General features: G+C 63.4%; 24 protein-coding genes. 13 read left to right on the top strand and 11 right to left on the bottom strand.

All coding sequences use genetic code 11. The annotated features are described in order from the left end of the window. Positions 1-24 precede the first annotated feature (24 nt). Positions 25-1,143: a tRNA (guanine(26)-N(2))-dimethyltransferase gene (locus AC6I6L_RS10595; protein WP_497917726.1), complete on the bottom strand. Its 1,119-nt coding sequence runs from the start codon at positions 1,141-1,143 to the stop codon at positions 25-27. A gap of 195 nt (positions 1,144-1,338) precedes the next feature. On the opposite strand from AC6I6L_RS10595, the gene AC6I6L_RS10600 reads away from it, so the two are divergent. Then, on the top strand, positions 1,339-1,695 hold the full coding sequence (locus AC6I6L_RS10600) for a hypothetical protein (RefSeq protein ID WP_497917727.1): 357 nt from the start codon (positions 1,339-1,341) through the stop codon (positions 1,693-1,695). Between the two features lie 68 nt (positions 1,696-1,763). Here the strand turns inward: AC6I6L_RS10600 and AC6I6L_RS10605 are convergent, their stop codons facing one another. Continuing rightward, the gene (locus AC6I6L_RS10605) at positions 1,764-2,963 is read right to left on the bottom strand and encodes a Cdc6/Cdc18 family protein (RefSeq protein WP_497917728.1); all 1,200 of its coding nucleotides are present in this window, start codon (positions 2,961-2,963) and stop codon (positions 1,764-1,766) included. Between the two features lie 1,136 nt (positions 2,964-4,099). Between AC6I6L_RS10605 and AC6I6L_RS10610 the strand changes: the two genes are divergently transcribed. Next, a complete protein-coding gene (locus AC6I6L_RS10610) occupies positions 4,100-4,978 on the top strand; it encodes a CPBP family intramembrane glutamic endopeptidase (RefSeq protein WP_497917729.1) in 879 nt (292 codons plus the stop codon). Positions 4,979-5,346: 368 nt separating this feature from the next. Here AC6I6L_RS10610 and hisH read toward each other — a convergent pair whose 3' ends face one another. The 4 genes from hisH to AC6I6L_RS10630 all read right to left on the bottom strand — a co-directional run bounded on the left by hisH (position 5,347) and on the right by AC6I6L_RS10630 (position 7,790). Further along, complete coding sequence (hisH, locus tag AC6I6L_RS10615) at positions 5,347-6,009, bottom strand: imidazole glycerol phosphate synthase subunit HisH (protein WP_497917730.1); 663 nt, start codon at positions 6,007-6,009, stop codon at positions 5,347-5,349. 109 nt (positions 6,010-6,118) lie between these two features. Then, a complete protein-coding gene (locus AC6I6L_RS10620) occupies positions 6,119-6,721 on the bottom strand; it encodes a uracil-DNA glycosylase (RefSeq protein WP_497917731.1) in 603 nt (200 codons plus the stop codon). Positions 6,722-7,014: 293 nt separating this feature from the next. Next, entirely contained in the window at positions 7,015-7,590 is a 576-nt protein-coding gene (locus AC6I6L_RS10625) for an endonuclease dU (RefSeq protein ID WP_497917732.1), read from the bottom strand. Between the two features lie 26 nt (positions 7,591-7,616). Continuing rightward, complete coding sequence (locus tag AC6I6L_RS10630) at positions 7,617-7,790, bottom strand: DUF5786 family protein (RefSeq protein ID WP_497917733.1); 174 nt, start codon at positions 7,788-7,790, stop codon at positions 7,617-7,619. 221 nt (positions 7,791-8,011) lie between these two features. Here AC6I6L_RS10630 and AC6I6L_RS10635 point away from each other — a divergent pair, with 221 nt between their 5' ends. Continuing rightward, the gene (locus tag AC6I6L_RS10635; protein ID WP_497917734.1) at positions 8,012-8,623 is read left to right on the top strand and encodes an MBL fold metallo-hydrolase; all 612 of its coding nucleotides are present in this window, start codon (positions 8,012-8,014) and stop codon (positions 8,621-8,623) included. A 108-nt stretch (positions 8,624-8,731) separates the two neighbouring features. Here the strand turns inward: AC6I6L_RS10635 and AC6I6L_RS10640 are convergent, their stop codons facing one another. Together AC6I6L_RS10640 and AC6I6L_RS10645 are read right to left on the bottom strand one after the other, a co-directional pair. Beyond that, positions 8,732-8,881: a 50S ribosomal protein L40e gene (locus AC6I6L_RS10640; protein ID WP_497917735.1), complete on the bottom strand. Its 150-nt coding sequence runs from the start codon at positions 8,879-8,881 to the stop codon at positions 8,732-8,734. Between the two features lie 60 nt (positions 8,882-8,941). Next, on the bottom strand, positions 8,942-9,451 hold the full coding sequence (locus tag AC6I6L_RS10645) for a DUF367 family protein (protein ID WP_497917736.1): 510 nt from the start codon (positions 9,449-9,451) through the stop codon (positions 8,942-8,944). Between the two features lie 166 nt (positions 9,452-9,617). On the opposite strand from AC6I6L_RS10645, the gene AC6I6L_RS10650 reads away from it, so the two are divergent. After that, positions 9,618-10,505, top strand: a complete 888-nt coding sequence (locus AC6I6L_RS10650) for a redoxin domain-containing protein (protein WP_497917737.1) — start codon at positions 9,618-9,620, stop codon at positions 10,503-10,505. Positions 10,506-10,611: 106 nt separating this feature from the next. After that, positions 10,612-10,947 carry a nuclear transport factor 2 family protein gene (locus tag AC6I6L_RS10655; protein ID WP_497917738.1) on the top strand — a complete coding sequence of 112 codons (336 nt, stop codon included), beginning with the start codon at positions 10,612-10,614 and terminating at the stop codon, positions 10,945-10,947. 182 nt (positions 10,948-11,129) lie between these two features. Here the strand turns inward: AC6I6L_RS10655 and AC6I6L_RS10660 are convergent, their stop codons facing one another. Further along, positions 11,130-12,272 (bottom strand): MBL fold metallo-hydrolase, encoded by a 1,143-nt coding sequence (locus AC6I6L_RS10660; RefSeq protein WP_497917739.1) that lies wholly within the window; start codon positions 12,270-12,272, stop codon positions 11,130-11,132. 148 nt (positions 12,273-12,420) lie between these two features. On the opposite strand from AC6I6L_RS10660, the gene AC6I6L_RS10665 reads away from it, so the two are divergent. After that, positions 12,421-13,944, top strand: coding sequence for a stage II sporulation protein M (locus AC6I6L_RS10665; protein ID WP_497917740.1), 1,524 nt, complete (start codon positions 12,421-12,423; stop codon positions 13,942-13,944). 81 nt (positions 13,945-14,025) lie between these two features. Then, the gene (locus AC6I6L_RS10670; RefSeq protein ID WP_497917741.1) at positions 14,026-14,256 is read left to right on the top strand and encodes a YgaP family membrane protein; all 231 of its coding nucleotides are present in this window, start codon (positions 14,026-14,028) and stop codon (positions 14,254-14,256) included. Between the two features lie 48 nt (positions 14,257-14,304). Here AC6I6L_RS10670 and AC6I6L_RS10675 read toward each other — a convergent pair whose 3' ends face one another. Then, the gene (locus AC6I6L_RS10675; protein ID WP_497917742.1) at positions 14,305-15,684 is read right to left on the bottom strand and encodes an MFS transporter; all 1,380 of its coding nucleotides are present in this window, start codon (positions 15,682-15,684) and stop codon (positions 14,305-14,307) included. A 196-nt stretch (positions 15,685-15,880) separates the two neighbouring features. On the opposite strand from AC6I6L_RS10675, the gene AC6I6L_RS10680 reads away from it, so the two are divergent. The 5 genes from AC6I6L_RS10680 (at position 15,881) to argS (ending at position 21,123) form a co-directional block, all read left to right on the top strand. Next, positions 15,881-16,840, top strand: a complete 960-nt coding sequence (locus AC6I6L_RS10680; RefSeq protein WP_497917743.1) for a succinylglutamate desuccinylase/aspartoacylase family protein — start codon at positions 15,881-15,883, stop codon at positions 16,838-16,840. Between the two features lies 1 nt (position 16,841). Further along, positions 16,842-18,038 (top strand): pyridoxal-phosphate dependent enzyme, encoded by a 1,197-nt coding sequence (locus AC6I6L_RS10685; protein WP_497917744.1) that lies wholly within the window; start codon positions 16,842-16,844, stop codon positions 18,036-18,038. 96 nt (positions 18,039-18,134) lie between these two features. Continuing rightward, positions 18,135-18,809, top strand: coding sequence for a uridine kinase (udk, locus tag AC6I6L_RS10690; protein ID WP_497917745.1), 675 nt, complete (start codon positions 18,135-18,137; stop codon positions 18,807-18,809). A gap of 108 nt (positions 18,810-18,917) precedes the next feature. Further along, positions 18,918-19,232 carry a YbjQ family protein gene (locus tag AC6I6L_RS10695; protein ID WP_497917746.1) on the top strand — a complete coding sequence of 105 codons (315 nt, stop codon included), beginning with the start codon at positions 18,918-18,920 and terminating at the stop codon, positions 19,230-19,232. A 97-nt stretch (positions 19,233-19,329) separates the two neighbouring features. Further along, positions 19,330-21,123, top strand: coding sequence for an arginine--tRNA ligase (gene argS, locus AC6I6L_RS10700; protein ID WP_497917747.1), 1,794 nt, complete (start codon positions 19,330-19,332; stop codon positions 21,121-21,123). 108 nt (positions 21,124-21,231) lie between these two features. Here the strand turns inward: argS and minD are convergent, their stop codons facing one another. Beyond that, entirely contained in the window at positions 21,232-22,140 is a 909-nt protein-coding gene (gene minD / locus AC6I6L_RS10705; protein WP_497917748.1) for a cell division ATPase MinD, read from the bottom strand. A 199-nt stretch (positions 22,141-22,339) separates the two neighbouring features. On the opposite strand from minD, the gene prf1 reads away from it, so the two are divergent. Continuing rightward, the gene (gene prf1, locus AC6I6L_RS10710) at positions 22,340-23,599 is read left to right on the top strand and encodes a peptide chain release factor aRF-1 (protein WP_497917749.1); all 1,260 of its coding nucleotides are present in this window, start codon (positions 22,340-22,342) and stop codon (positions 23,597-23,599) included. The last annotated feature ends 16 nt before the right edge of the window (positions 23,600-23,615 follow it).

Raw genomic sequence — 23,615 nt, forward strand, 5'->3', positions numbered from 1 at the left:
GCGCTGAGCCGATCGTAACGTAGACTACGTGAGATTATCCTCGGTCGCCGTCTTGATCTCACCGACGGTCGCGTCCGTTTTGAACGTCGTGCCGCCGTAGTGGGCCCGCGAAGTGACGTAGCCCGCACCGTCAAGATCGGCGAGGAACTCGTCCATCGCGTTGGCCGGCAGGCCCCAGTTTCGACAGAGTTTGTGCTGGTCGTAGTGAGTCGGTGTATCGAGTTCGTCCTCGAGCGTTCGACAGAGCGATCGGGCCTTCTCCGCGGTGCCGAAGGAATCCGGAATTTCCTCGCGAACCGCGGCGACGAAGTCGGAATCGTGTGCGGGTCCGAGCCAGACCGGACCCGCCGTGAGTAGGCGCTCGCCGCCGCAGTGCGGACAGCGATCGATCGGAGCCGCGATCAATCCCGACTCGTGTTCGCGGTAGAGACAGTCCTCGCAGTGAGTGATGTAGCCGAGCTGGTCGATCGCGGCGTCGGCCGAGGTCGCTTTGTGCTCGAGTTCGAGGTAGGTCCGAACGTAGTGGCTGGTTGCGTGGGTCAGGATCGGGGTGACGCCGACGTCGAACCGGGCGGCACTACGGGCGAGCGCCGAGAGGAGGATCCGGACGCCCATTTCGGGGTGATACTCCGTGTTTCGCGGAACGGCGGAGTAGGATCGAACGCCGCTGTTGAAGTGGGCCCCACACAGCGGCGCGGTGTCGGTCGCGGTGACGCAGACGAGGTCCTGACAGTTCGCGAAGGCAGCGTCGGCGAAGGGCATCGGCGTCCCGTAGGGATCGAGGTCGATCACGTCGAAACGATCGTCGTGCATGAGGGCGTTGACGTTTCGGTGTTCGACGGTCGCGTCCTCGCAGTCGTTTCGCGCGAGGTTCTCGCGTGCGAGATCGATCGCCGCCTCGTCGATATCACAGCAGGTGACGTCCCAGCCGTCGGCCGCCGCGCGCACCCCGCGAATGCCGCTTGCGGTCATTGCATCGAGATAGGATTCGGCCCGAGGCTCCCGATCGCGGAACGCCCGGAGCGTGGCGATCGTCAGATCGCGGTTCAGTTCCTGTCGGGGGTTGTAGAACACCGCCTCCTCGACGCCTTCGGTCTGCTCGCCTGGCACCTCGAGTTCGACGCCGCCCTCGGTGACGCGCATACCCCCTCTCGTCGGTGGAGATCGAAAAACGGCGTGGTCTCCGCCAGCCGAGGCAAACAATCCGCTCACTGTCGCCGGCAGACCATCTGCCAGGGTGGGACTTTCGAAGCGTTCACGATCGCGTATTTTTGGGCGGCAGCATAGTCACCGACGGACAACCAAACGGATTTTACAGTTCGGGACACAGTTCCGATCGTGCCGGAGGCTACACCCGTCGATCGCTGGCAGGCAACCCTCGAAGAGACGGGCGAGTTGACGCCCGAAGTCGTCGAACAGATCACGCGCGTCCACGGCGATCGGGGTGCGAAGGCAATCGAGGCGGTCAGCGAAAACCGGGTGAAGGCCTACCGTGATTTTACGATCGTCGTCGGCTACGAGGACGAGTACATCGTCGAGGACGGCGGCTGTACGTGCAAGGACAGCGAGTACAACCTCGATTCGGAGGATCCGACCGAGCTTTGTTGGCACACGATCGCCGTCGCGGTCGCGCGCCGAGTCGGCCATGTCGATTACCACGACATGTGGTACTCCGACGTGCGAGAACTGCTGTAACTCGATCGCTACGCGGGTAACTCGATCGCTATTTGCACAACTCGGTCCCTACTCAGACAACTCGGTCCCTACTCGGATTCGTTGCAGGCGGCGATGATGACCGTCGGATCGTCGATCAGCCGATTTTCCATGTAATTTCCTTTCCCCTTGCCGGCCCACTTGCGCTCCTGGTCGATGATCGAGAGAAATTCCAGTTCGGAGAGGATGTCCCGGACGCGCCGGAGTTTCAGGTGGTCGGAGCCGTCGCGCTCACAGAGCCGACGATAGAGTTCGTACACTTCGTTCGTCGTCACGGGAACGTCGTCGCCGTCCTGTTGCTGGGTGAGCAGCGCCATCGCCTCGAGAACCAGTTTCGCATGACTTGGGCTTTTGGAGATGAGTTCCGCGAGCCGGCTGGTTTCTTCGCGCTCGTGGGCCTGGTCGACGCAGTCTTCGGTGACGGAATCGAAATCGTTCTCCTCGGCAATTTCGCCGGCAAACCGGAGAATGTCGATCGCCTTGCGGGCGTCGCCGTGTTCGCGCGCGGCGAGTGCGGCCACGCGAGCGATGACGCCGTCGTCGAGGACGTGCTCGTGAAACGCATCGGAGCGCGATCGGAGGATCTCTCGGATCTGGCCGGCGTCGTAGGGTGAGAAGACGTACTCGCGTTCACAGAGGCTCGATTTGATTCGCTCGTCGAGGGAGTCTTTGTACCGGACCTTGTTCGAGATGCCGATGACGCCGACCGTGCTCTCGGTGAGTTTCCCGGATTCGACCGCCCGCGAAAGTTGCATCAGGATGTCGTCGTCTTCGATCTTGTCGACCTCGTCGAGGATGATCAACGCGACGTCGTAGCGGGTGTCGACGATCCGCCACAGTCGCCGGTAGTACTCGGCCGTGCTGAGGCCGGAGTGAGGGATCGAAATGCCCGTCTCGTCCCTGTCGTTGAGTCGGTGGGCGGCTGACTGGACGGCCTGGGTCTCCGTCGACTCCTGCAGGCAGTCGACGTACGCGACGCCGATCGAGACGTCGTTACCCTTCGCGCGTTCGATCGCCTGATTCGTGATGAACTTCGAGCACAGCGATTTGCCGGTCCCCGTTTTCCCGTAGACGAGGACGTTGTTCGGCGTGTTACCGCGCGTCGCTGGTTTGATTGCGTTCGCGAGGTTCGTCAGTTCGTCCTCGCGACCGATGATCCGATCGCCATCGGGGAGGTGCGAGACCTGCAACAGCTCCTTGTTCTGGAAGATTTCGTGTTCGGTCCCGAAGTAGTCCATCGAATCCGACATTCAGTTATCCGAACCGACACACGATCGTAACTTAAAGGTTCTGAACCGGAGTGCCGCTGTATAGCTGTGTTCTTCGCCGTAGAGTCGCTGAAAGGTCAGTTCGACACCCCTCGGTGCCGCTGTATAGCATGGTTGCGACCCCGGAATGCCGCTGTATAGCACGGTTGCGACCCCGGAGTGCCGCTGTGTAGCACGGTTGTGATCCGGGAGTGCTGCCGCACAGAACGCAGTAACCCCAGAGTGCCGCTGTATCGGACGACCCTGGGTTCTCCGTGTCACGATCGGGTTTCGGACCGATCGCGAGCGCAACACCGGAGTTCCGCTGTATAGCTACAAAACGATTTCCATCGGAATCGAACCGATCGGTTTGGACCCCTCGGTGCCGCTGTATGTGGGAGACACACACCCCGGAGTGCCGCTGTATGCGTGTGGGGCTGTGGTGGAGTTGAACTGGGGGTCGTGGGGGGTCCGGCACATCCCCCGTTGGAACGTATGGCAGGCCTTCGGCCGGACGGTGTCGGTACGTCCCCGGCGGAAAGACAGCCATGCGTGACGACCGAAGCCAGGCTATCATCTGGCAACTCCAACTACCCCACAGGCGACCGACTCAACGGCAGGCGACCGATTCAACAGCAGTCAACCGACTCGACAGCGATCGAATACGAGATAGCTCACCAGCTACCGAGTACGAGAAACCGAAAACGCTGGATGGTTCGTATCGAGTGGAACGACAATCTGCGTTCGATCGCGATCGAACAGCAATGCGTTCGAAGACTTAGTGAACTTTCACACAGTAGTACTATTTAATACTGCTGTCTTTCTCGCGTCGATCGGTCCAATCAATTCAGGAAATCGATCGATCTCGAGGAGACGAAGACCCCAATTCGGTCGAAATCACCGACCAAACACGCTCTCCCGAACCCATACAGCGGCACTCCGGGGTGTGTCTCTCTCACCACTCTCGTAGGGTTTGCAAAACAATCCACAGCTTCGCACCAATACTCATTAGTGGCTGACATACATTCGCTGACGAATACACAGCGCGAACGTCCCACGGGTGTTATCATCAAGCCGACTCGAAGTGTCCAGCTCAGAATATCAAAAATGTTTTTTATAGTCAATTTGTATTCCATTCGATGAAATCGTCTCCAGAGACCAACAAAACTCCGAACACCGGAGCCAAGCAGCTCGTTCTATTCTTTGTACTCACATTTGGTTTCTCATGGGCGGTGTGGCTCCCAAGGGTCGCCGTGTCTTCGGGAACTGAGACAGGAATCACAGTGATAGACGACCTGATCGTGGGGATCACCCTGATCCCAGAGATCGGGGCGTTCGGTCCTACAGTGGCTGCTGTTGTACTCGTGTATCTGCATACTGGACGGCGCGGCGCCACCCGTCTCCTTAAGCGAGCCATTGACTTTTCATTTCCCCGACGGTGGTTCGTACCTGCACTGGTGCTGTTCCCAGCATTCGCCGTTGGAACACTGGGTGTCGCCGTTGTCTGGGGGGTTGAACCGACATTTCCGTGGGCGGGTGAAGCATATGTGCTCCCGATCGCATTCGTCTACGTTCTGCTTCTCGGTGGGCCCCTTCAGGAGGAATTCGGCTGGCGCGGGTACGCACTCGATCCGCTGATCGACCGATTCGGCGCGTTAGCAGGTAGTCTCGGGTTGGGGATTGTATGGGGCGTTTGGCATTTGCCGTGGTTCTACATGCCCTCTATGACGCTGTACTATCAGCGCCCGCTTGTGGGCTTTCTGATCACGATAACGCTCCTGTCCGTGGTCATGACGTGGGTATTCCAGAACACAGGAGGGAGCCTCGCCCCGATGATCCTGCTCCATGCATCGTTCAATTGGGCATTATGGGCGTTCCCCGCAATCGAATCCGACATCGGTGGGCAAGCGTTTATAATAGCCATGCTCGTTCTGACACTTCTTATCGTCCTACGCCATGGGATAATGAGTTTTTCCTCACCCGGGTCGGAGGCAACTGGCACGGCAGCGCGATACTAACGCAGAGAAGTCCTTATTTTGAGCCTGTGATTCGCACGGTTTCTGTCTGCTGAACTCAGCCTCTAAGTCTTGCACGCGGATTTCAACATATGAAAAATTTTTCACATTAGGACGTACGAAAATCTACGCTGACCCCTATCGTTAACCAGTACTCTCCCCGTTCGATGAGAGAACGAAAAGCGTCGCTCACTCCCGGTGGTCGATCGCGCTCAATTACCTTCCGCACAGATCTCGACGAAGTTTCGCAGAATTTGCAGCCCCGTCTCACACACCCACCTTTTTACCGTTCGGGTCGGCGGTGCCGACCGCTCACGGCAAAAATCTGGACCAAAAAAAGCCGCTCGCTCCCGTCGGTCGCTCGCGGTCGACTATTCTTCCGCACAGATCTCGACGAAGTTTCGCAGAATTTGCAGCCCCGTCTCACCGCTCTTTTCGGGATGGAACTGCGTTCCGAAGACGGTGCCGTCCTCGTTGGCGACGATCGAGGGGAATTCGACCTCGTAGTCGGTGGTCGCGACGGTTGCGTGTTCGTCGTCCGGAACCGCATAATAGGAGTGGACGAAGTAGGCGTACTCGCCATCGACGCCCTCGACGAGCGGGTGGTCGCGCTCGACGGAAAGCTCGTTCCAGCCCATGTGCGGGACCTTCTGGCCCTCCGCGAAGCGAACGTTCGTACCGGGGACCAGGTCGAGGCCCTGTACTGCGGCGTCGCCGTCGGTTTCCCCCTCCTCGCTGGTGGTCAGTAGCATCTGCATTCCGAGACAGATACCAAACAGCGGCGTCCCGGCCTCCGCTACCGCGAGGAGGTCCTCGCGCAGCGGGTCGGCGTTCTCGACGCCCTCGCGGAACGCCCCGACGCCGGGGAGCACCACGCCGTCGGCCGCGTGGAAGGCCTCGGGGTCGTCGGTGATCTCCACGTCGGCACCCGCACGCTCTAACCCGCGGGTGACGCTACGCAAGTTTCCGAGTCCGTAGTCGACGATCACCACGGAGGCGATCGATTGCTCCTGTTCGGACGAGACCGTGCTCATACGCGTACTCGGTCCGGCGGTGTGAAGTGTATTGCCTTTCGAGCAATCGATCGCCTCTCTCAGAACCCGTTGGAATCGCACACCTCAAAACCCGTCGCGATCGCTCAGCTCAGAATCCGTCGAGTCGAGTCTGCCCGCTTCCGTTATCGCTGCCGTCGACCCCTGCCAACTCCGCCGCCCGGCCAAGCGCGGTCTGGAAGGTGTCTTCCTGGCTGCGATCGTACAGCGTCGCTGCCGGGTGGACGCAGATCAGTACTCGTCGCGGCGTCCCCTCGATTCGGACATCCACGACGTCTCCAGCCTCCTTCGTTACCGCGACCGATCGATCGAGCAGGTGTTCGCTGGGGACCTTCCCGAGGGTGACGATCACCTCGGGATCGAGTCGGCTGATCTCCTCTTCGAGATACTCCCGGCAGTTTTCGAGTTCCTCGCCCGTCGGGTCGCGGTTCTCCGGCGGCCGACAGCGCACGCAGTTGGTAATGCGGACGGTCTCTCGATCGAGGCCGACGATGCGAAGCTGCTCGTCCAGTACGGAGCCGCTGCGACCGACGAACGGCTCGCCCTGCTCGTCCTCGCTTGCACCCGGTCCCTCGCCGACGAACACCACGTCGGCGTCTTCGGGACCCGTGCCGTTGACGATCTGGCTGCGACACTCGACGAGTTCCGGACACCGGGTGCAGGCGGTGACCCGAAGGTCCTCCATCGTTCCCATACCCAGAGGGTCCGACGGCCACCTCCTACGTCTTTCGGGTCTCGACGAAGGTGTGCAAGCGATCGAGTCGGTTTGACGGCCGCAACCGAGACGACGACACAGAAAGCCCCTCGACGATCGAGTCGGGGGCCTCGCTGTGCTCCTCGCCTCACTTCGTTCGGCTGCGGTGCTTGCGTCGTCCGCCGTCCCCGATCGTCGAGCCCCTTTCAGTCCCACCCCGCTGTGGACCGTTCGGGGGGTCTCGGATACCAACAGGTCACCGGCCAGTCACCTGTCAAGATTTAGTTAACGGATCACTCTCGATCGCCGGCGTACTCGTCCGCCGCCCGCGCAGCCAGCCGCGCAACCCGCAGTGGTTCCGGGCGGCCGCCGTTCGGAGTGAACGCCCGAACGATCTCACGGGCCTCGTCGGCGTCGCAGCCAACCGGCCTGACGTACACCGTTTCGTCGTTGACCGACACTGCGTGACGATCGGGGAGCGATCGATACCGGTCGAGTCGCTCCTCGAGTTCCGCCCCCGAAAACGCGTCCTGAAGCCCGGATTCGAGTCCGTCGCTCGCCTCGAACGTAACGGCGAGCACCGGGCGATCGGCCGTCTCGTAAATTCGATCGAGATCCAGCAGGTTGTACCACGCCGGGGCGACGGCCCCGAGCAGGACGTAGCGAACGTCCGGGCGACAGCACGCCTCGAGAAGCGACTCGATCGCGGCCGTCGCGTCGGTTCCGCCGACGGTGCAGGCGGCGTAGCCAACCCCGTCGACGACGCGATCGGCGCGAACGACCACACCGGCGAACGTGCTCCGGGCTGTCCCGCGTGGGTCACCCGAAAACGATTCGGCAATACCCAGCGCCCTGACCCCAGATTTCATGGCCGTACTCCGGGGGTCATCCGCGCTCAATCGTCGTCTTTGATCTCCGCGAGCCGATCGAGGAGTTCGTCGCTCGATGCGCCGTTTTCGAACTCGATCGTGCCCTCGTGGTTGGTTCCGTCGGATTGTACCGCGTCGTCCTCGTCAAAATCAGCGTCGACCTCCTGTTGCTCGGATTCGTCGTAGCTCCCGAATCCCATACAGAGTACCATTGGCGCTTGCGAGTGAAAAATCTCGTGGTAGCCAGATTGTCACAGGGTTACACGTCGCACGAATAGGTCCCGTCACCACCCGGAACGAATTAGCCCAAGTCTGCAACCACTGCGAATCGGCCGGAACCGACGATCTGTACGAACTCCACCAACAGAAGTGCGGGTCGGCGGACGGTACCGTTTTGCCGCCGGCTCACGACGTAGCCCGTATGGAGGTCCATCACGTCACCGAGGACGCGGAGACGTTCACTTGCAACGCCTTTCTGGCCGTTGGCGATCGAACGACGCTCGTCGACGCCGGCGCGTGGGACAGCATCGTCGACGAGATCCGATCGTACACCGACGACGTGGACACGGTGGTGATGACCCACCAGCACGGCGATCACGTGGCCCAACTCGACGCCGTCGTCGATGCCTTCGATCCGGACGTTTACGCGTACGCCGACCATCCGACACGAACCCACGAAATCGACGACGGCGATACGGTTACGATCGGAGACGCGGAATTCGACGTGGTCTACACGCCGGGCCACGCCGACGACCACGTCTCGTTCGTCTCCGACACCGCACTCTTCTCCGGCGATGTCGTCGTCCACGACGACGGGGCCTTCGACTACGGCAGCTTCGGCCGCACCGATATGGCTGGCCAGTCACGCGAGCGGCTCATCGAGAGCATCGAGGATCTGCTCGATCGAATGCCGGAGGGGGTCGAGCACATGTACGCGGGCCACGGCGGCGTCTTCCACGGTGACGTTCGTGACGTCGTCGAGACGGCGCTGGAGCGAGCGGAGAAGCGCGAGCCGAAGTATCCCGGTCAGTAACCCCGCAGTCGATCCACAGGTGAGAACTGATCGACGACGCGGGGGCTGATCGGTGAGAAATTCGAGAATCGAACCGATGGGGCGACTCGATCGGAGTCGCGTCGCGGATTATGCGGCGCGGGCTTCCTTCGCCTTGGGGCGGAGGTTGCCGTAGCCACATTTACGGCAGTTGTCCGCTCGCTTTGGGTTGCGCGCGTTACAGCGCATACAGATCATCTTCTCGAGGGAGCGCTTCTCGGCAGCTTCGAACTTGGCCATACCCCCGCTTGGCCCGTAGCGCATTTAACCGCTGTGGTCCGCCGCGGACGACTCCAGCGGTCACTCCTCGCTCTCGTCGGCCAGATACTCCTCTTGGACGGCGACGACCTCGCTCGAATCATCGCACTCGCTGTACCGACGCAGAGGCTCCTCGTTGAGCGTCAGGAAGGTCTCGCCCCAGCGAAACGGTTCGAGCAGGTCCTCGGCCCGATCGCGTTCACCGAAAATGCAACACGCCGCGGCGAGCGCTTCGACGGTGGTGAGCTGAAACGGGCGGCCGTAGTTGACCGGGTTCGCGGCGACGAGAAAGGGAAGCGCCCGGTGGACACCGTTCATCCGAAATGACGCCTCCTCGGCGGACTTCCACGAGCAGTCGAGCGCGACCAGCGTGTCGAGTCCCGCGTCGGCGTCGGCCGGCGAGAGCGCCCGATCGGCGTGGGGGTTGAGGACGACACCGTAGGGCACCTGCGCCATCTTTCGGTAGAGGATCGCCTCGTCGAAGCGTTCGAGGCGGCGGGCGGTGCACTTGTCGGGGTCGTCGTCACCCTCGTAGTAGATGTGGACCTCCACGCACGCCCGTAGGGGAAGCCGGAAGAAAAGGACCGTGGAACGGTCGTCCAGCGCGTCGAACGGGGCGACACGTCACGAGGCCCGGATAGTTCCCATCACAATCGGGAACTGTATCGAATGCTGTAAAGACCGGTGGAGATACGTACCGGGCATCCGATGGTCGCGTATGCTCGAGTCGGGAGATATCGCACCATCGTTCGAGCGCCCCGTCGCCGCCGACGGCGAGATTCAACGACTGTCATTCGAGGCGCTGGGCGTAGGGACGGACATCGTCGTGCTGGTGTTTTACCCCGCCGATTTCAGCCCCGTCTGTACGGACGAACTCTGTTCACTTCGTGACCTCGACCTGTTTGGTCTCCAGCCGGACGTCTCGATCGTCGGCATCTCGACGGATTCGGCCTATAGCCATCGCGCGTTCGCCGCGGAGAACGACCTCGGCTTCCCGCTGGTGGCCGACGGCGACGGCTCGATCGCACGGGCCTACGGCGTCCTCGAAGACGAAGCCCCCGACGGCCACCGGACGGTTGCTCAGCGATCGGTGTTCGTCGTCGATGCCGACCGAACGGTGCAGTACGCGTGGTCGACCGACGACGTGCACACCCTGCCGGATTTCGAGGCAGTCCGGTCAGCGATCGAGGCCGCGTCCGACGACGAAACCGCCGTCGAGCGATACCGAATCGCCTACCGCCAGTACCGGGAAGGCCTGGAAGCGTACAAGCAGGGACGCACTGCGATCGACGAGACCGACTGGGTGACGGCTGCCAGCGTCTTCGAAGACGCGATCGATCCGCTAGCTAGCGCAGCCGATGCGTTCGACGCCGCCCGACGGTACGGCGACGACGACCTGATCGTCGACGCGGCGGCGACAGCGCAGGCCCAGGCGACCGATCGGCACAACGCGGCAAAGTGGTACGCGGAAGCCGCCAGACAGTACGGGAAGGGGAACGCCGACCGAGGCGACGAGTACCGTGACGACGCTGACCGCCCCTACGCCGCAGTCGAGGAGCGTAACGAACCGCCTCATCCGGACGCCCTTCGCGATCGACTCGGGTAATTATCGAACCGAAGAATCGGATAACTACCGAACCGAATACGCGGATGCCCATCGAACCGAACTGTCGGTGTCACACGCTTTTGGCGGTGGCGACGTAACGTCGGCTATGGCCGAAGATAGTGGGACACTCGTTCGGCAGTACTACGACGCCCTCGACGATCACGAGTACGGACGACTCGAGGAATTGCTCACACCGGATTTCGTCCAGCACAGACCCGATCGGTCCTTCGAGAGTCGCGACGCGTTCGTCCGGTTCATGCGCGACGAGCGGCCAAATCCCGACACGCGCCACGAAACGGCGGCGATCGTCACGGAGGGCGATCGGGTAGCCGCTCGCGGCCGCGTCGTCGACGAACGGACAGATCGCCTCCTGTTCGAGTTCGCCGACTTCTTGGAGATCGAGGGCGGTCAAATCGGGAGACTCGAAACCTACTCGCGGTGACGACCGCCCGTCTCGTTTCGCTCCGTCTCACCCACTACATCACCAACTCCTGCCCCACCTCACCAATCCCTGCTTCGCCTCACCAACTCCCGCCTCGCCTCACCAACTCCCGCCTCGCCTCACCAACTCCCGCCTCGCCTCACCAACTCCCGCCTCGCCTCACCAACTCCCGCCTCGCCCGTTTAGGCCGAACAGTTGTTCGGCCCTAATTCGAGTTCGACGCGGTCCTCGGGCGGTTTCGTCTCGGCACCGCGGTTCATGTCGATAATCTCCTCGTAGTTCGACGGCTTCTCGCCGGCGTCGGCTAACCGATCGACGAACGATTCCTCGTCGAGGTCGAGCACGTCGAGTCCCGTACGGGCCGCGCCGATCGTCGTGGTGATCGCGTCTCCCGGCCGTCCGTGCTCGAATCTGCCGTCGTTCGTGACCGCCACGTGACCCGGCAGGACGGCGATCGAATCGGGCTCTGCGAGGATCGTACGGTGAAGGGTTTCGTAGAGCATTCGTGCGCCCTCTTTACCCTCATTTTCACTGAACTCGAGTTCCGTCCGCCCCGTCGAGCCGATGTGTAGCGTGTCGGCGGTCAACAGCGCGTGGGAATCGACGAGCAGTGAGATCATCTCGCTGGTGTGGCCGGGTGTGGCGATCGCCTTGACCTCACGAGTCCCGACCGCGAGCACCTCGTTTCGTTCGAGCGGCGTGAACTCGAACTCGACGCCGCGCTCCCCGGCCCGATCGCCCAGGTAGTAGGGAACCTCGAGTTCGGCGGCGAGTTCCCGACCGCCGGAAACGTGGTCGGCGTGGACGTGCGTGTCGACGACGCCGGTGATTGTGAGCCCGCGCCCGGCGGCCGCGGCCGTGAACTCGTCGACGTCGGCCGTCGGATCGACGACGATCGCCTCGCCGGTCTCCCCGCAGCCGACGAGATAGCTCAGACAGCCCTTCGCCCGGCGCTGGATCTGGACCAGTTCGAGGTCGTCCGCGATATCGAGGTCGACGCGATCGTAGACGCCGCTCCAGCCTTTCATCCCGCCGTCGACCGCGTTGACCTCGAACGCGTCGGTGGCCGATGCGAGCTGGGTCGCGAGATGACCCGACGAGATGCCTTTCGCACAGATGGTGACCACGCGATCGGTGTCACCGACGAGCGCTTCGAGTTCCTCGAGGCGACCGTCGAGTTCCTCCTCCGGGCCGAACGGAAAGTGCAGCGCGCCGGCGACGTGCCACGAGTCGTAGCTGTCCGCCGGCCGCGTATCGACGAGCGCGAACTCGGCACCCTCGTCTTGCAGTTCTGCGAGTCGATCGGGGGAGAGCGTCGTAACCATACCAGTCGATACGGCGGTGACACACGTAAACGTCGGCTACGCGGATGCACAGTCGCGGCCCGATCGGCACCGGCGAGAGACGCACCGTCGCGACGCGATTTGCTTCGTCGAGAAGAGTATTTAACTGCCGACACGTCAATCGACGGGTATGGAGCTCTCCGATTCCGTCAGCGCTGCCCTCTCAGTCCTTCGTCGTCGCCCGAGTGACTTGCTTCCGTTCTACTTGCTGGGGGCCGCGATCCCGGCGGTCGTCCGCGTCATCCCGTTTTTCTTCGTGATCGTCGCCTACGGCTATCTCTCCGCGACCGGTCGACTCGCGGCCGCACAGGAGCAACTCGCGGCGCTCGACCTCGACGCGCCCGACCCGAACGCCGACCCTGAGGCGTTCGAAGAGTGGGCGAGTGGCTTCGAACCGGTCGTCGAGCAGTTACTGACGCCGACGATCGGGATTCTCTTCGTGGTGACGGTCCTCGCGAGCGCGCTCGTCTTCGTCTTGCTGTCGGCCGTCGTCGCCGCCGCTCAGCTGTCGGCCTGTTACGGACGGCTCCGCGACGAACGCGGGCTGATTGCCGGCTTTGCGGGCGGGCGACGGTACTGGTTCCGGTTTCTCGCGCTCTACCTGCTCGAGTTCGCCGCCTGGCTCGTCGTCGTCGGCGTCGTCCTCGTCTCCGGCGTTCTCCTGACCGGACTGGCCGGGGCTGCAATCGGACCTGCAGCCCTGCTCGTCGGGCTACCGGTCTTCTTGCTCGGCGCACTCGCGTTCGCCGCCATCCGGGCCGTCTTCGCGTTCGCACCCGTCGCCGTCGTCGTCGACGACGTCGGCGTGTTCGCCTCGCTCTCCCGAACGCTCGGGTTCGTCCGCCATCACCCGATCGGGGCGGGCTTCTACTACGTTGTCGCCGCCGGCTCGCTGATCGCGTTCTCGACCGTCGGCGCGCTGCTCGCGATGGTCCAGGTGACGACCCTCGGCGCGCTCGTCACGGCACTCGTACTGTTTCCCCTCCTCGATCTGCTGAAAACCGGGCTGTATACGGACGCGAGAGGGCGTCTCGAACCGCCCGTCACCCCCGACCGATCGGTCCGGGACCAGTTCGTCGGCGGCGTGGGAACCGGCTGGACCGAGATGGTCTCCTACGTTCGCTCGACGCCGCTGACGCACGCGTTCGTTGTCGTCCTCGCGCTCGGCACGTTCTGGATCGGCTGGGAACTCGCCGGACCGTACGCCGGTGCCTTCGAGAGTTCGATCATCGCGCGACTGGACGGACACGTTCCACCGGCCGCAGCCGTAGAGTTCTTCGCAAACAACTGGCTGGTGGCGATCACGACCGCCTACGCCGGGTTCGCCCTCGCGGTCCCGGCGCTGGTCTCGCTCGTCTTCAACGGACTCCTGTTGGGTGCCTACGCCCGAACGGAAGTCAATCCCGCGGAGTTGGCGGCGTTCGTCGCTCCCCACGGCGTCTTCGAGATTCCGGCGATCCTCATCGCCACGGCGGTGGGCCTCTCGCTGGGCGTCGTCGCCGCCCGCGTTCCGCTCGGCCACACCAGTCGGCCCGAACTCGCGGACGCCCTCGAACGAGCGTTCTGGGTGCTCGTCGGCGTCGGCGTCCTCCTGGCGATCGCGGGCTTCGTCGAGGGATTCATCAGCCCGTACTACTTCCGCCCGTTCCTCTAGGCGGTTCGACCGGCGACGACTGCGCCGGGAGCCGACACTGGGAGGGATCGCGCTTTTGAAACCTGCCGACGAACGGACGGTATGGCACTCGAACGGAACGTCGGCGGACTCGATCGAACCCTTCGTGGCGCGCTCGGAATCGTCCTCCTCGGGGTCGCGATCGGCGGCGCGATCGCCGGACGGCGAACGCTCGGTCTCCTCGCCGCCGCGGTCTCGATCGGACTCCTGTTCAACGCCGCGACGCAGTTTTGCGGGCTGAACGCCCTGCTGGGGATCGACACCTGCTCGCGAGACGCCGGCGGCGATCCTTGATCACGCCTGCTCGCGGGGTATCGACGGCGAATCCTGATCGACGGGTCGTCACTTGTAGGCCTCGAACTCCCTGCCAAAGATTAGGAAATAGGCAGTCCCCGCCAGCCCGATCGCGGTCGCGATCGCGAATGCGAGCGTTGGCGATCCGACGAGCACCGTCTCGCCCGTCAACGGGTTCGCGAAGCCGCCCCAGATGAGGCCGCCGAGTGCGGCGCTCGGGATGACGATCAGGTTCCGCAGGAGGTAGTACGTGCCGGTGACGCGGCCGCCAGCGCCCATCTCCGCGGGACCGACGATCAGCGCCTTGTGGGCCGGCAGCCCGGCAAAGCGCAGTCCCGAGAACGCGAACAGCACGGCGAGGATGGCGGCGCTTTCCGGGGCGTTGATGAGCATAATCGGGAAGACGGCGTAGACGAGAAAGCCGAGGGCGACGACCGGTTTGAGTCCGACCCGTTCGGCGGCGAGTGCGGCGGGGAACATCACGAGCAAGGCGACGACCATCTCAAGTCCGAGCAGGATGCCGAAGTACGACTGGGGCGAGAGCGCGACCGTGCCGACGGCCGGAAGCGCCACCGTGAGTCCGACCTCGAGAAACCGCGTGACGACGAGCACGAAGAAGACGTACACCATGCCGTTCGCGAACCGAACGAGGGTGTCTCCGATCAGGAGCGGGCGCAGCTCGTCGGGCATCGCTCGCAGGTCCGCGACCACCTGGGAGACGCCCTCGAATTCCTTCCCGAAGCTGTCGGCCTCGACCTCGTAGAGCGCGTGCTGGACGAGCGTGCCGAGGGCGCCGAAGACGAGGGCGACGACGAGGATCAACTGGAAGGCGACCACGACGTCGCTGTCGGCTGACCCGAACGGAAAAAAGAGCGCCGCGGCGATCAGCGGGCCGACGAGAAAGGCCGTCCGTCGAAACGTCTCCGTGCTCGCGAACCCCGCGGCCAGACGCGACGGCGAGACTGACTGCTTGACGATCGCATACGTCGCACCCAGGCCGAAGGACTTCCAGGCCTGTGCGAGGATCAGTCCGAGAAAGACGAGAACGATCGCGAGAGAGGTCGGCCCGACGGCGACATCGGCAAACAGCGGGGCGGCGAGCCAGACCCCGAAGCCGAGCGTCGAACAGAGACCGAAGGCCGTGAGCGCGTACCGGGAGCCGATTCGATCGGAAATCGCGCCGCCGGGATAGGGGTACAGCGCGGCGATAACGTTCCCGAAGGTTCCGAACAGGCCGACGACCAGAGCCGTCGCCCCCAGCGCGGACATGTACTCCGCCATGTACCGGTTGGTCATCTGGAAGCCGAGACTGAACGCGAACATCGCGACTGAGAGGACGAGGACGTCCCGCTCGAGGGCCAAAAACTGGCGAAAGCCATCGAGTGGGTCGACCGCCGTCTCCTCCCCGGGTTCCCGTTCGAGACTCATATGAGCGTCTGCTCACTCGATCGGCTTTGGTGTTCCCCTCACAGTTCACTTCCCGCGAGGTCACTCGAGGCGTCCCCATCACACGCTCTTCGCGAAACGTTATTCGCGAAACGTAACCGCGAGAGAGACGATCGAGACTCGACGACGGCTGGGAGTAACCGAACAAATAAAGACAGACGGGTCCATCGTCTGGCACATGACGACGACGCTCGGAACGGCGAGCGCGGACCCCGGCGAGGTCGATACGGGCCGACTCGAGGTCGGCGAGACTCGGGACGGGAGCCCGTTCGGTCTCCCCGTCGCCGTGGTTAACGGCGCAAACGCCGGGAAGACGCTCTATCTGCAGGCAGCAAGCGATGGCGACGAACTGAACGGAGTCGGCGTCATCCAGCGGGTCGTCCCCCGGCTCGATCCCGCGACATTATCCGGGACGATCCTGATCGTCGGGATCGTCAACTACCACGCGTTCCAGGTCGCAGAACACCGGAATCCGATCGACGACACGAAGATGAACCGCGCGTATCCGGGCAACGAAAACGGAACCTCTAGCGAGCGCATCGCCGCGGCGACGTTCGACGTGGCTACCCGGGCGGATCTCATTCTGGACCTTCACCAGGGTTCGACGAGTCGGATGATCGACGAGGTTCGGGTGCGCTGTGGCGGTCGCCACCGGCTTCACAGTAAGTGTCTCGAACTGGCGAAAGCCTTCGACTGTGGCTACGTCCTGGACCAGAAGGGACCAGACGGCCAACTCGCACGAGCGGGACCGGACGAGGGCATCCCGACGGTCGATCCCGAACTCGGGGGGTGTGTCGGCTGGGACGAACGAAGCATCCAGAGAGGCGTCGATGGCGTATTCAACGTACTCAAACACTACGGCTTTCTCGACGGAACGCCTCCGCGTTCCCCCCAGACCCGCGCGAGGGGATTCGAACAGTACGGCGCGCCGGTCGGCGGCCTCGTGACGTTCGTCCCAGAACTCGGCACACGGGTCAGCGCGGGCGACGTCCTGTTCGAGGTGACGACGCCGTTCGGGGAGACGAAATCCGAAGTGACCGCCGACAGCAACGGTATCCTCTGGCGCATGCGACGCCTCCCGCAGGTCGCAACCGGCGAGTACGTCTGTTCTGTCGCCACGGAGATTGACGAGTACTGAGATGCCGTCCGATCTCATCTGTCCCGACTGCGAGGCGGTCTACGAGGCGGGTCCAGCGGAACCCTGGCGCTGTCAATGTGGCCACCCCCTCGAGTTCACCGAGCGACCGCATCCGCAGGGCGATCCGCTCCCCATCTCGCGACTCGACACGACCGACGGCCTCTGGACGTTCTTCGAGTTCCTCCCGATCGAGCGCCACGTCACCTTCTTCGAGGGGTTCACCCCGATCGTCGACGCCCCCAAGTGGAACGCCGCGTTCAAACTCGAATACGTCTTCCCGACGGGGTCGTTCAAAGACCGCGGCGCGACGACGACGCTCTCGCGAGCGATCGAACTCGGCGTCGAGAAAGTCATCGAGGACTCCTCGGGCAACGCCGGGGCCGCGATCGCGACCTACGCGGCGCGTGCGGGGATCGACGCGGACATCTACGTCCCCGCGGACGTCAAACAGTCGAAGCTGATGATGATCCAGCGGGCCGACGCCCGGCCGGTCCGGGTCGAGGGCGATCGAGAAGACGTGACGGCTGCCTGTCTCGACGCCGTCGTCGGGAACGTCGAAGACGAAAGTACTGCCGGTGACGCCACAAGCGGCGACAGCGACGACGATAGCGACAACGGCGAGGTATCGGCTCCCTACCAGACCGGGGAGGGATGGTACGCCAGTCACGCCTGGAACCCCGCCTTCTACGCCGGAACGATGACGTTCGCCTTCGAGGTCGCCGCCCAGCGCAACTGGGCCGTTCCCGACGCGCTCGTGCTTCCGATCGGCCACGGCACGCTGTTTCTCGGTGCCTATCGCGGCTTCTCACTGCTGAAAGAGGCCGGCATCGTCGAGAAGATGCCGAGGCTCTATGGCGCACAGGCAACCGGCTACGCGCCGATCGTCGACGCCCTCGGCGGCGACACCACCGACGAGGACGGCAACGGGACGACGATCGCCGACGGGATCAAGATCACCGAACCCGCCCGCGGCATCGAAATTCTCGAGGCGATCGAGGAGACGGGCGGCGACGCGATCGCGGTCGGCTCCGACCCGATCGAGACCGCGCTCGATCGCCTCCACCGCGGCGGCTTTTACGTCGAACCGACCTGCGCGGTCGCGCCGGCCGCGTTGCGACGGTATCGCGAACGAGGTGCGATCGACGAAGACGAGGACATCGTCGTGCCCCTGACCGGTAGCGGGTTGAAAACGCTTTGAGGCGGTTCCGGGCCGCGGACGCTGCACCTTCTCCGTAACTCGCGGCTACGACGGCGAATCACGGGATTCATTAGCCACCCCCACAAGAATCGGACGATGAGTATACCGTCGTTCGCGATCGGAATCGCCGGCGGCACGGGGGCCGGGAAGACGACGGTCACGCGGACGGTCACCGAAACCGTCGGGGAAGGCGTTACGCGGATCCCGATCGACAACTACTACGAGGACCTCTCTCACCTGGCGATCGAAGAGCGATCGGAGGTCAACTACGACCACCCCGCCGCCTTCGAGTGGGAACTGCTCAGAGAGCAACTCGACGCGCTGCTGTCGGGCCAGTCGATCGAGATGCCCCAGTACGACTTCGAGATACACAATCGGACGGACGAGCACGTCACCGTCGACCCGTCGGACGTGATCGTTCTCGAAGGGATCCTGGCGCTGCACGACGAGGCGATCCGGGATATGCTCGACTTGCGAGTGTACGTGATGACCGACGCCGACGTGCGCATCCTGCGCCGCATCGAACGCGACGTCATCGAGCGCGGTCGCGCCCTCGATGGCGTTATCGACCAGTACCTGGAGACGGTCAAGCCGATGCACGAGAAGTTCGTCGAACCGACGAAGAAACACGCCGACGTGATCATCCCGGAGGGAGCGAACCGGATGGCGATCGATCTGTTAGTCGAAAAGATACAGTCCGAACTCCAGGCGGAACCGGGCCGAGAGATTCCCGAGCGCGATCGATCGATCAACGGGCCGACGACGGATTGAGTCGAGACGATCGGGTGTCCGAAGGAACGTCTTGCAGTCTCCTGGCGATGAGTTTCTCGATCGGAGTATCGCCGCGGGACTTATTTCAGCGATCGTCGATGTCCACGTATGGAACTCGTGACGACCGAGACGATCCCGGATCGCGAGATCGTCGAAACGCTCGGAATCGCCCGCGGGAACACTGTCGAAGCCCGAAACGTTGGCCGGGATATCACCCAGAGCATCCGGAACATCACGGGCGGCGAACTGAAAGCGTACTCCGAGTTGCTGACCAAAGCGCGCGACGAAGCCATCGCCCGGATGGAAGCCGACGCCGAGTCGATGGGTGCGGATGCGGTCGTCAACGTCCGACTCGAAACCTCGAAGGTTACCGAGGGTGGTTCCGAAGTGATCGCCTACGGGACCGCCGTCAGACTCCGGTGAACCGAAGACCGATCCACCGCGATCGAACGAGCAACCGAACCGAGATCTGCTGGCGAAACCCGACATTCCTTTAGTCGCCCCCTGAATACGGGCGGGTATGTTCCGTGCCCTGCGCGCCGAAGTCGAGAGTGCCCTCGAGGCGGCGCTCGCCGATCGCGGCTTCCCGACTGACGATCTGGGGATCGAAGAACCGCCCGAAGATGTCGAGAGCGTCCTCGCCTCGAGCGTCGCCTTCCGACTCGCCGGCGAAGCCGGAGCCGCGCCGCCACAGGTCGCCGGCCAGCTCGCCGACGCGATCGACGCCGCCGACCTGCACTACGTTTCCGATATCCAGACGCAGGGACCGTACCTCAACTTCCTGCCGAGTGCGGCCTACTTCGCGGAGACCCTCGAGACGGCGACCGGCGAAGCGTACGGGTCGCTCGACGATCGCGAGGAGTCCGTCGTCGTCGAACACACCAGCGCGAATCCGACGGGGCCGGTCCACGTCGGTCGGGCGCGAAACCCCATCATCGGCGACGCGGTCGCGAACCTGCTCGACACCGCCGGCTACGACGTGTCCCGCCACTACTACGTCAACGACGCCGGTCGCCAGATCGCGACCTTTACCTGGGCCTACGAGACGTTCGACGAGGACGACCTCGACGACGAGCCAGAGCGCGATCGTATCGAGTACGACCTCGTACGCTACTACCGGAAGGGCAACGCCGTGCTCGAGGACGGGACCGAGAGCGAGGTCGCCGCGGCCGAAGCCGAAATCGAGGCGATCATGCAGGGGCTCGAAAACGGCGACGAGGAGACCTACGAGCGGGTCAGCGAGGTCGTCGACCAGGTGCTCTCGGGGATGAAGGAGTGTCTCGCGCGCCTCCCCGCCGAGTTCGACGAGTTCGTCAAGGAGACGCGATTCATGTTCGACGGCTCGACCGACGACCTCGTTTCCCGACTCAAAGACCTCGACGAGGCCGTCTACGAAGAGGACGCCTGGCAACTCGAACTCGACGACCACGGGATCGACAAGAATCTCGTCTTCCTCCGAGCCGACGACACCTCGCTGTACCCGACCCGAGATTTGGCCCACCACGAATGGAAGTTCGACAACTACGATCGTGCGGTGACCGTCCTCGGAGAGGACCACAAACTCCAGGCCAGACAGCTTCGTACTACCCTCGACCTGCTTGGCAACGAGACGGACCAGCTTCGACAGGTGCTGTACTCCTACGTCAACCTGCCAGAAGGGAAGATGAGCACGCGACGGGGCACCGGCGTCGACTTAGACGACCTGCTCGACGAGGCGATCGATCGCGCCCGTGAGGAGGTCGAGGACCGCCTCGACGATCGCATCCGGGACGACGACCTCGACGACGAGGACATCGAACGCATCGCCCACCAGGTCGGCATCGGCGCGGTCCGGTACGACATCGTCTCGAAACAGCCGACGAAAGCGATCACCTTCGAGTGGGATCAGGCACTCGACTTCGAGGCCCAGTCCGCGCCGTACGTTCAGTACGTTCACGCCCGCTGCTGTGGGATTCTCGAAGAAGCTGGTCTCGACCCCGACCGCGATCTCGCGAGCCAGGACGGCATCGACCTCGACGCCGCGGTCGACACCGACCTACTCGAAACGCCGGCGGAGCGGGACCTGCTCGAGACGATCGCTCGGTTCCCCGGAGTCGTCGAGGAGGCCGCCGACGACCTCGAACCCCACCAGATCGCGACCTACACGCGCGAATTTGCCGATCGATTCAACAGCTTCTACCGCGAGTGTCCCGTCCTCGCCGCCGACGTCGATCCCGACGTTCGAGACGCCCGACTCGCGCTCGTCGCCGCCTCGAAACACACCGTCGCGAACGCGCTGTCGATTCTGGGCGTCGACGCGCCGCGATCGATGTAACCGGCGACGACATCGGCAGAGTGCGATCGGCAGCGAAGAACTCAGCAGCAACCAGGCGGGGCGCAGAGGCAACTCAGTCCGGAGCCCCGAGGGGCACTACAGGCGAAGTTAGGAGTCGGTTTCGGCTTCCGTAATCGCGTTCGAGACGTCGTCGTGGGCCGCTTCCCGTTCGTCTGCAGGCGGGTCTTCTGTCGCCTGCATTCCCGACGATCGGGACGGTTTCGTGCCTGCGCCGTCGCCAGTCTCGGTTTCCTCGTCGTCGGTCGATTCGCGATCGGTCGACGCCGAGGATGACGCGGCGATATCGCTGATACCGGCGAGATCGGCCGCCAGCCGGCGGTACGCTGCCGCGGCCGGGCCGTCGGGTGCGTTGACGATCAGGGGCGTGCCCGCGTAGACGCTCTCGCGGGCCGCCGAGTCCTCGGGGACCGTTCCGAGCAGCGGGAGTTGCAACCGCGACGCGATTTCGTCGTAGGAGACGTCACCCTCCGGCCGCGTTCGCGTAATAACGAGGCCGGCGACCTCGCCGCCGGCGCGATCGGTCAATTCGAGGGTCTTTTTCGAGTCGTGGACGGATGCAGGCTCCGGCGTCGAGACGAGTATGACGGCGTCGGCCAGTCCCAGCGGCAGGACGGTCTCGTGACTCACGCCGGCACCGACGTCGAGAAAGACGTAGTCGAAGCGCTGTCGAAGCTCCGAGACGACCTCGCGAAGCCCTTCGGGCGACGTTTCCGCGTAGTCGTCGAGGTCGGTTCCGCTGGGAACGGCGACGATGTTATCCGCCAGTCGATAGGTGGCGTCGTCGATTGATGCTGCGCCCGCTAGCACGTCGTGCAGCGTCGTCGAATCGGGGGAGAGACTGACGAATCCAGCGAGGTTCGCCATCCCCAGATCGGTGTCGACGATCGCGACGCGTTTGCCCGCCTGTGCGAGCGCGGTCCCGAGGTTGACCGTGGTCGTCGTTTTCCCGACGCCGCCCTTGCCGCTCGCAATAGCATAGACCGTCTCCTGAGACATATTCGAGTACTGTCCGGACTGTGGGACGGCAGCACCTTAAATCGTGACCACGTGCCGGGGTCGGATTCGTGTTGTCTCTCACACAGTTCTGGGTGGCGTTCGTCGCCGCCGATCGATCGTCGACCGTCGACCGACGACCGGTGGCACGGTAGGCGGTGTGTCAAAGGATACTTACCCACAGCAGTGTTTTACTCGGCCAATGAGCCAGGAGGGCGAGCAGGAGCAATCCGACCGGAAAAAATACGAGTTCCGGAAGGTCATCGAGGATCTCAAGGACTTCGACGGCTCTGGCACGCAACTCGTATCGATCTACATTCCGGAGGATCGCCAGATCAGCGACGTCGTTACCCACGTCACACAGGAACACAGCGAGGCGGCAAACATCAAGTCCAAACAGACCCGGACGGCCGTCCAGGACGCACTGACGAGTATCAAGGACCGACTCCGGTACTACGATACCTACCCGCCGGAGAACGGGATGGTGCTGTTCTCCGGTGCCGTCGACTCCAGTGGCGGCCGAACCGAGATGGTTACCAGAGTCCTCGAGAGTCCGCCACAGCCCGTCGAGTCCTTCCGGTATCACTGCGACTCGGATTTCCTCACCGAGCCACTCGAGGAGATGCTCGCGGACAAGGGACTCTACGGCCTGATCGTCCTCGATCGTCGCGAGGCCAACGTCGGCTGGCTGAAAGGCAAACGCATCGAACCCGTCAAATCTGCCTCCTCGCTCGTCCCCGGCAAGCAGCGCAAAGGTGGCCAGTCCGCCCAGCGGTTCGCCCGACTCCGACTCGAAGCGATCGACAACTTCTACCAGGAGGTCGCGGGGATGGCCAACGACCTGTTCGTCCCGAAGCGCCACGAACTCGACGGCATCCTCGTCGGCGGTCCCTCACCGACGAAAGACGAGTTCTTAGACGGCGACTACCTTCACCACGAGATTCAGGACAACGTCCTCGGCAAGTTCGACGTGGCCTACACCGACGAGTCGGGCCTGAAGGACCTCGTCGACAACGCCGAAGACGCCCTCGCTGACGCGGAGGTCGTCAAGGACAAACAGCAGATGGAGGAGTTCTTCGAGGAACTCAACGCCGGCGACCTCGCGACCTACGGGTTCGAGCCGACCCGTCGAAACCTCATGATGGGGTCGGTCGATCGATTGCTAATCAGCGAGGACCTCCGGAAGGACGTCATCACCTACGACTGCCCCGAGTGCGGGAACACCGATCGCGAGGTGGTCGATCGACGCAAGTCGACGCCGAGTCACGACTGTACGGAATGTGGAACCGCAGTCGACGCGAGCGAGGAGGACCGCGAGGACGCGATCGATCACCTCATCGAGATCGCAGAACAGCGCGGGACGGAGACGAAGTTCATCTCGACGGACTTCGAGAAGGGCGAACAGCTGTACAACGCCTTCGGCGGCTTTGCGGGAATTTTGCGGTACAGTACGGGCGTCTAGACCGTCCTACCGCCGT

The sequence above is a fragment of the Halosolutus sp. DAT137 genome, from assembly GCF_059736405.1.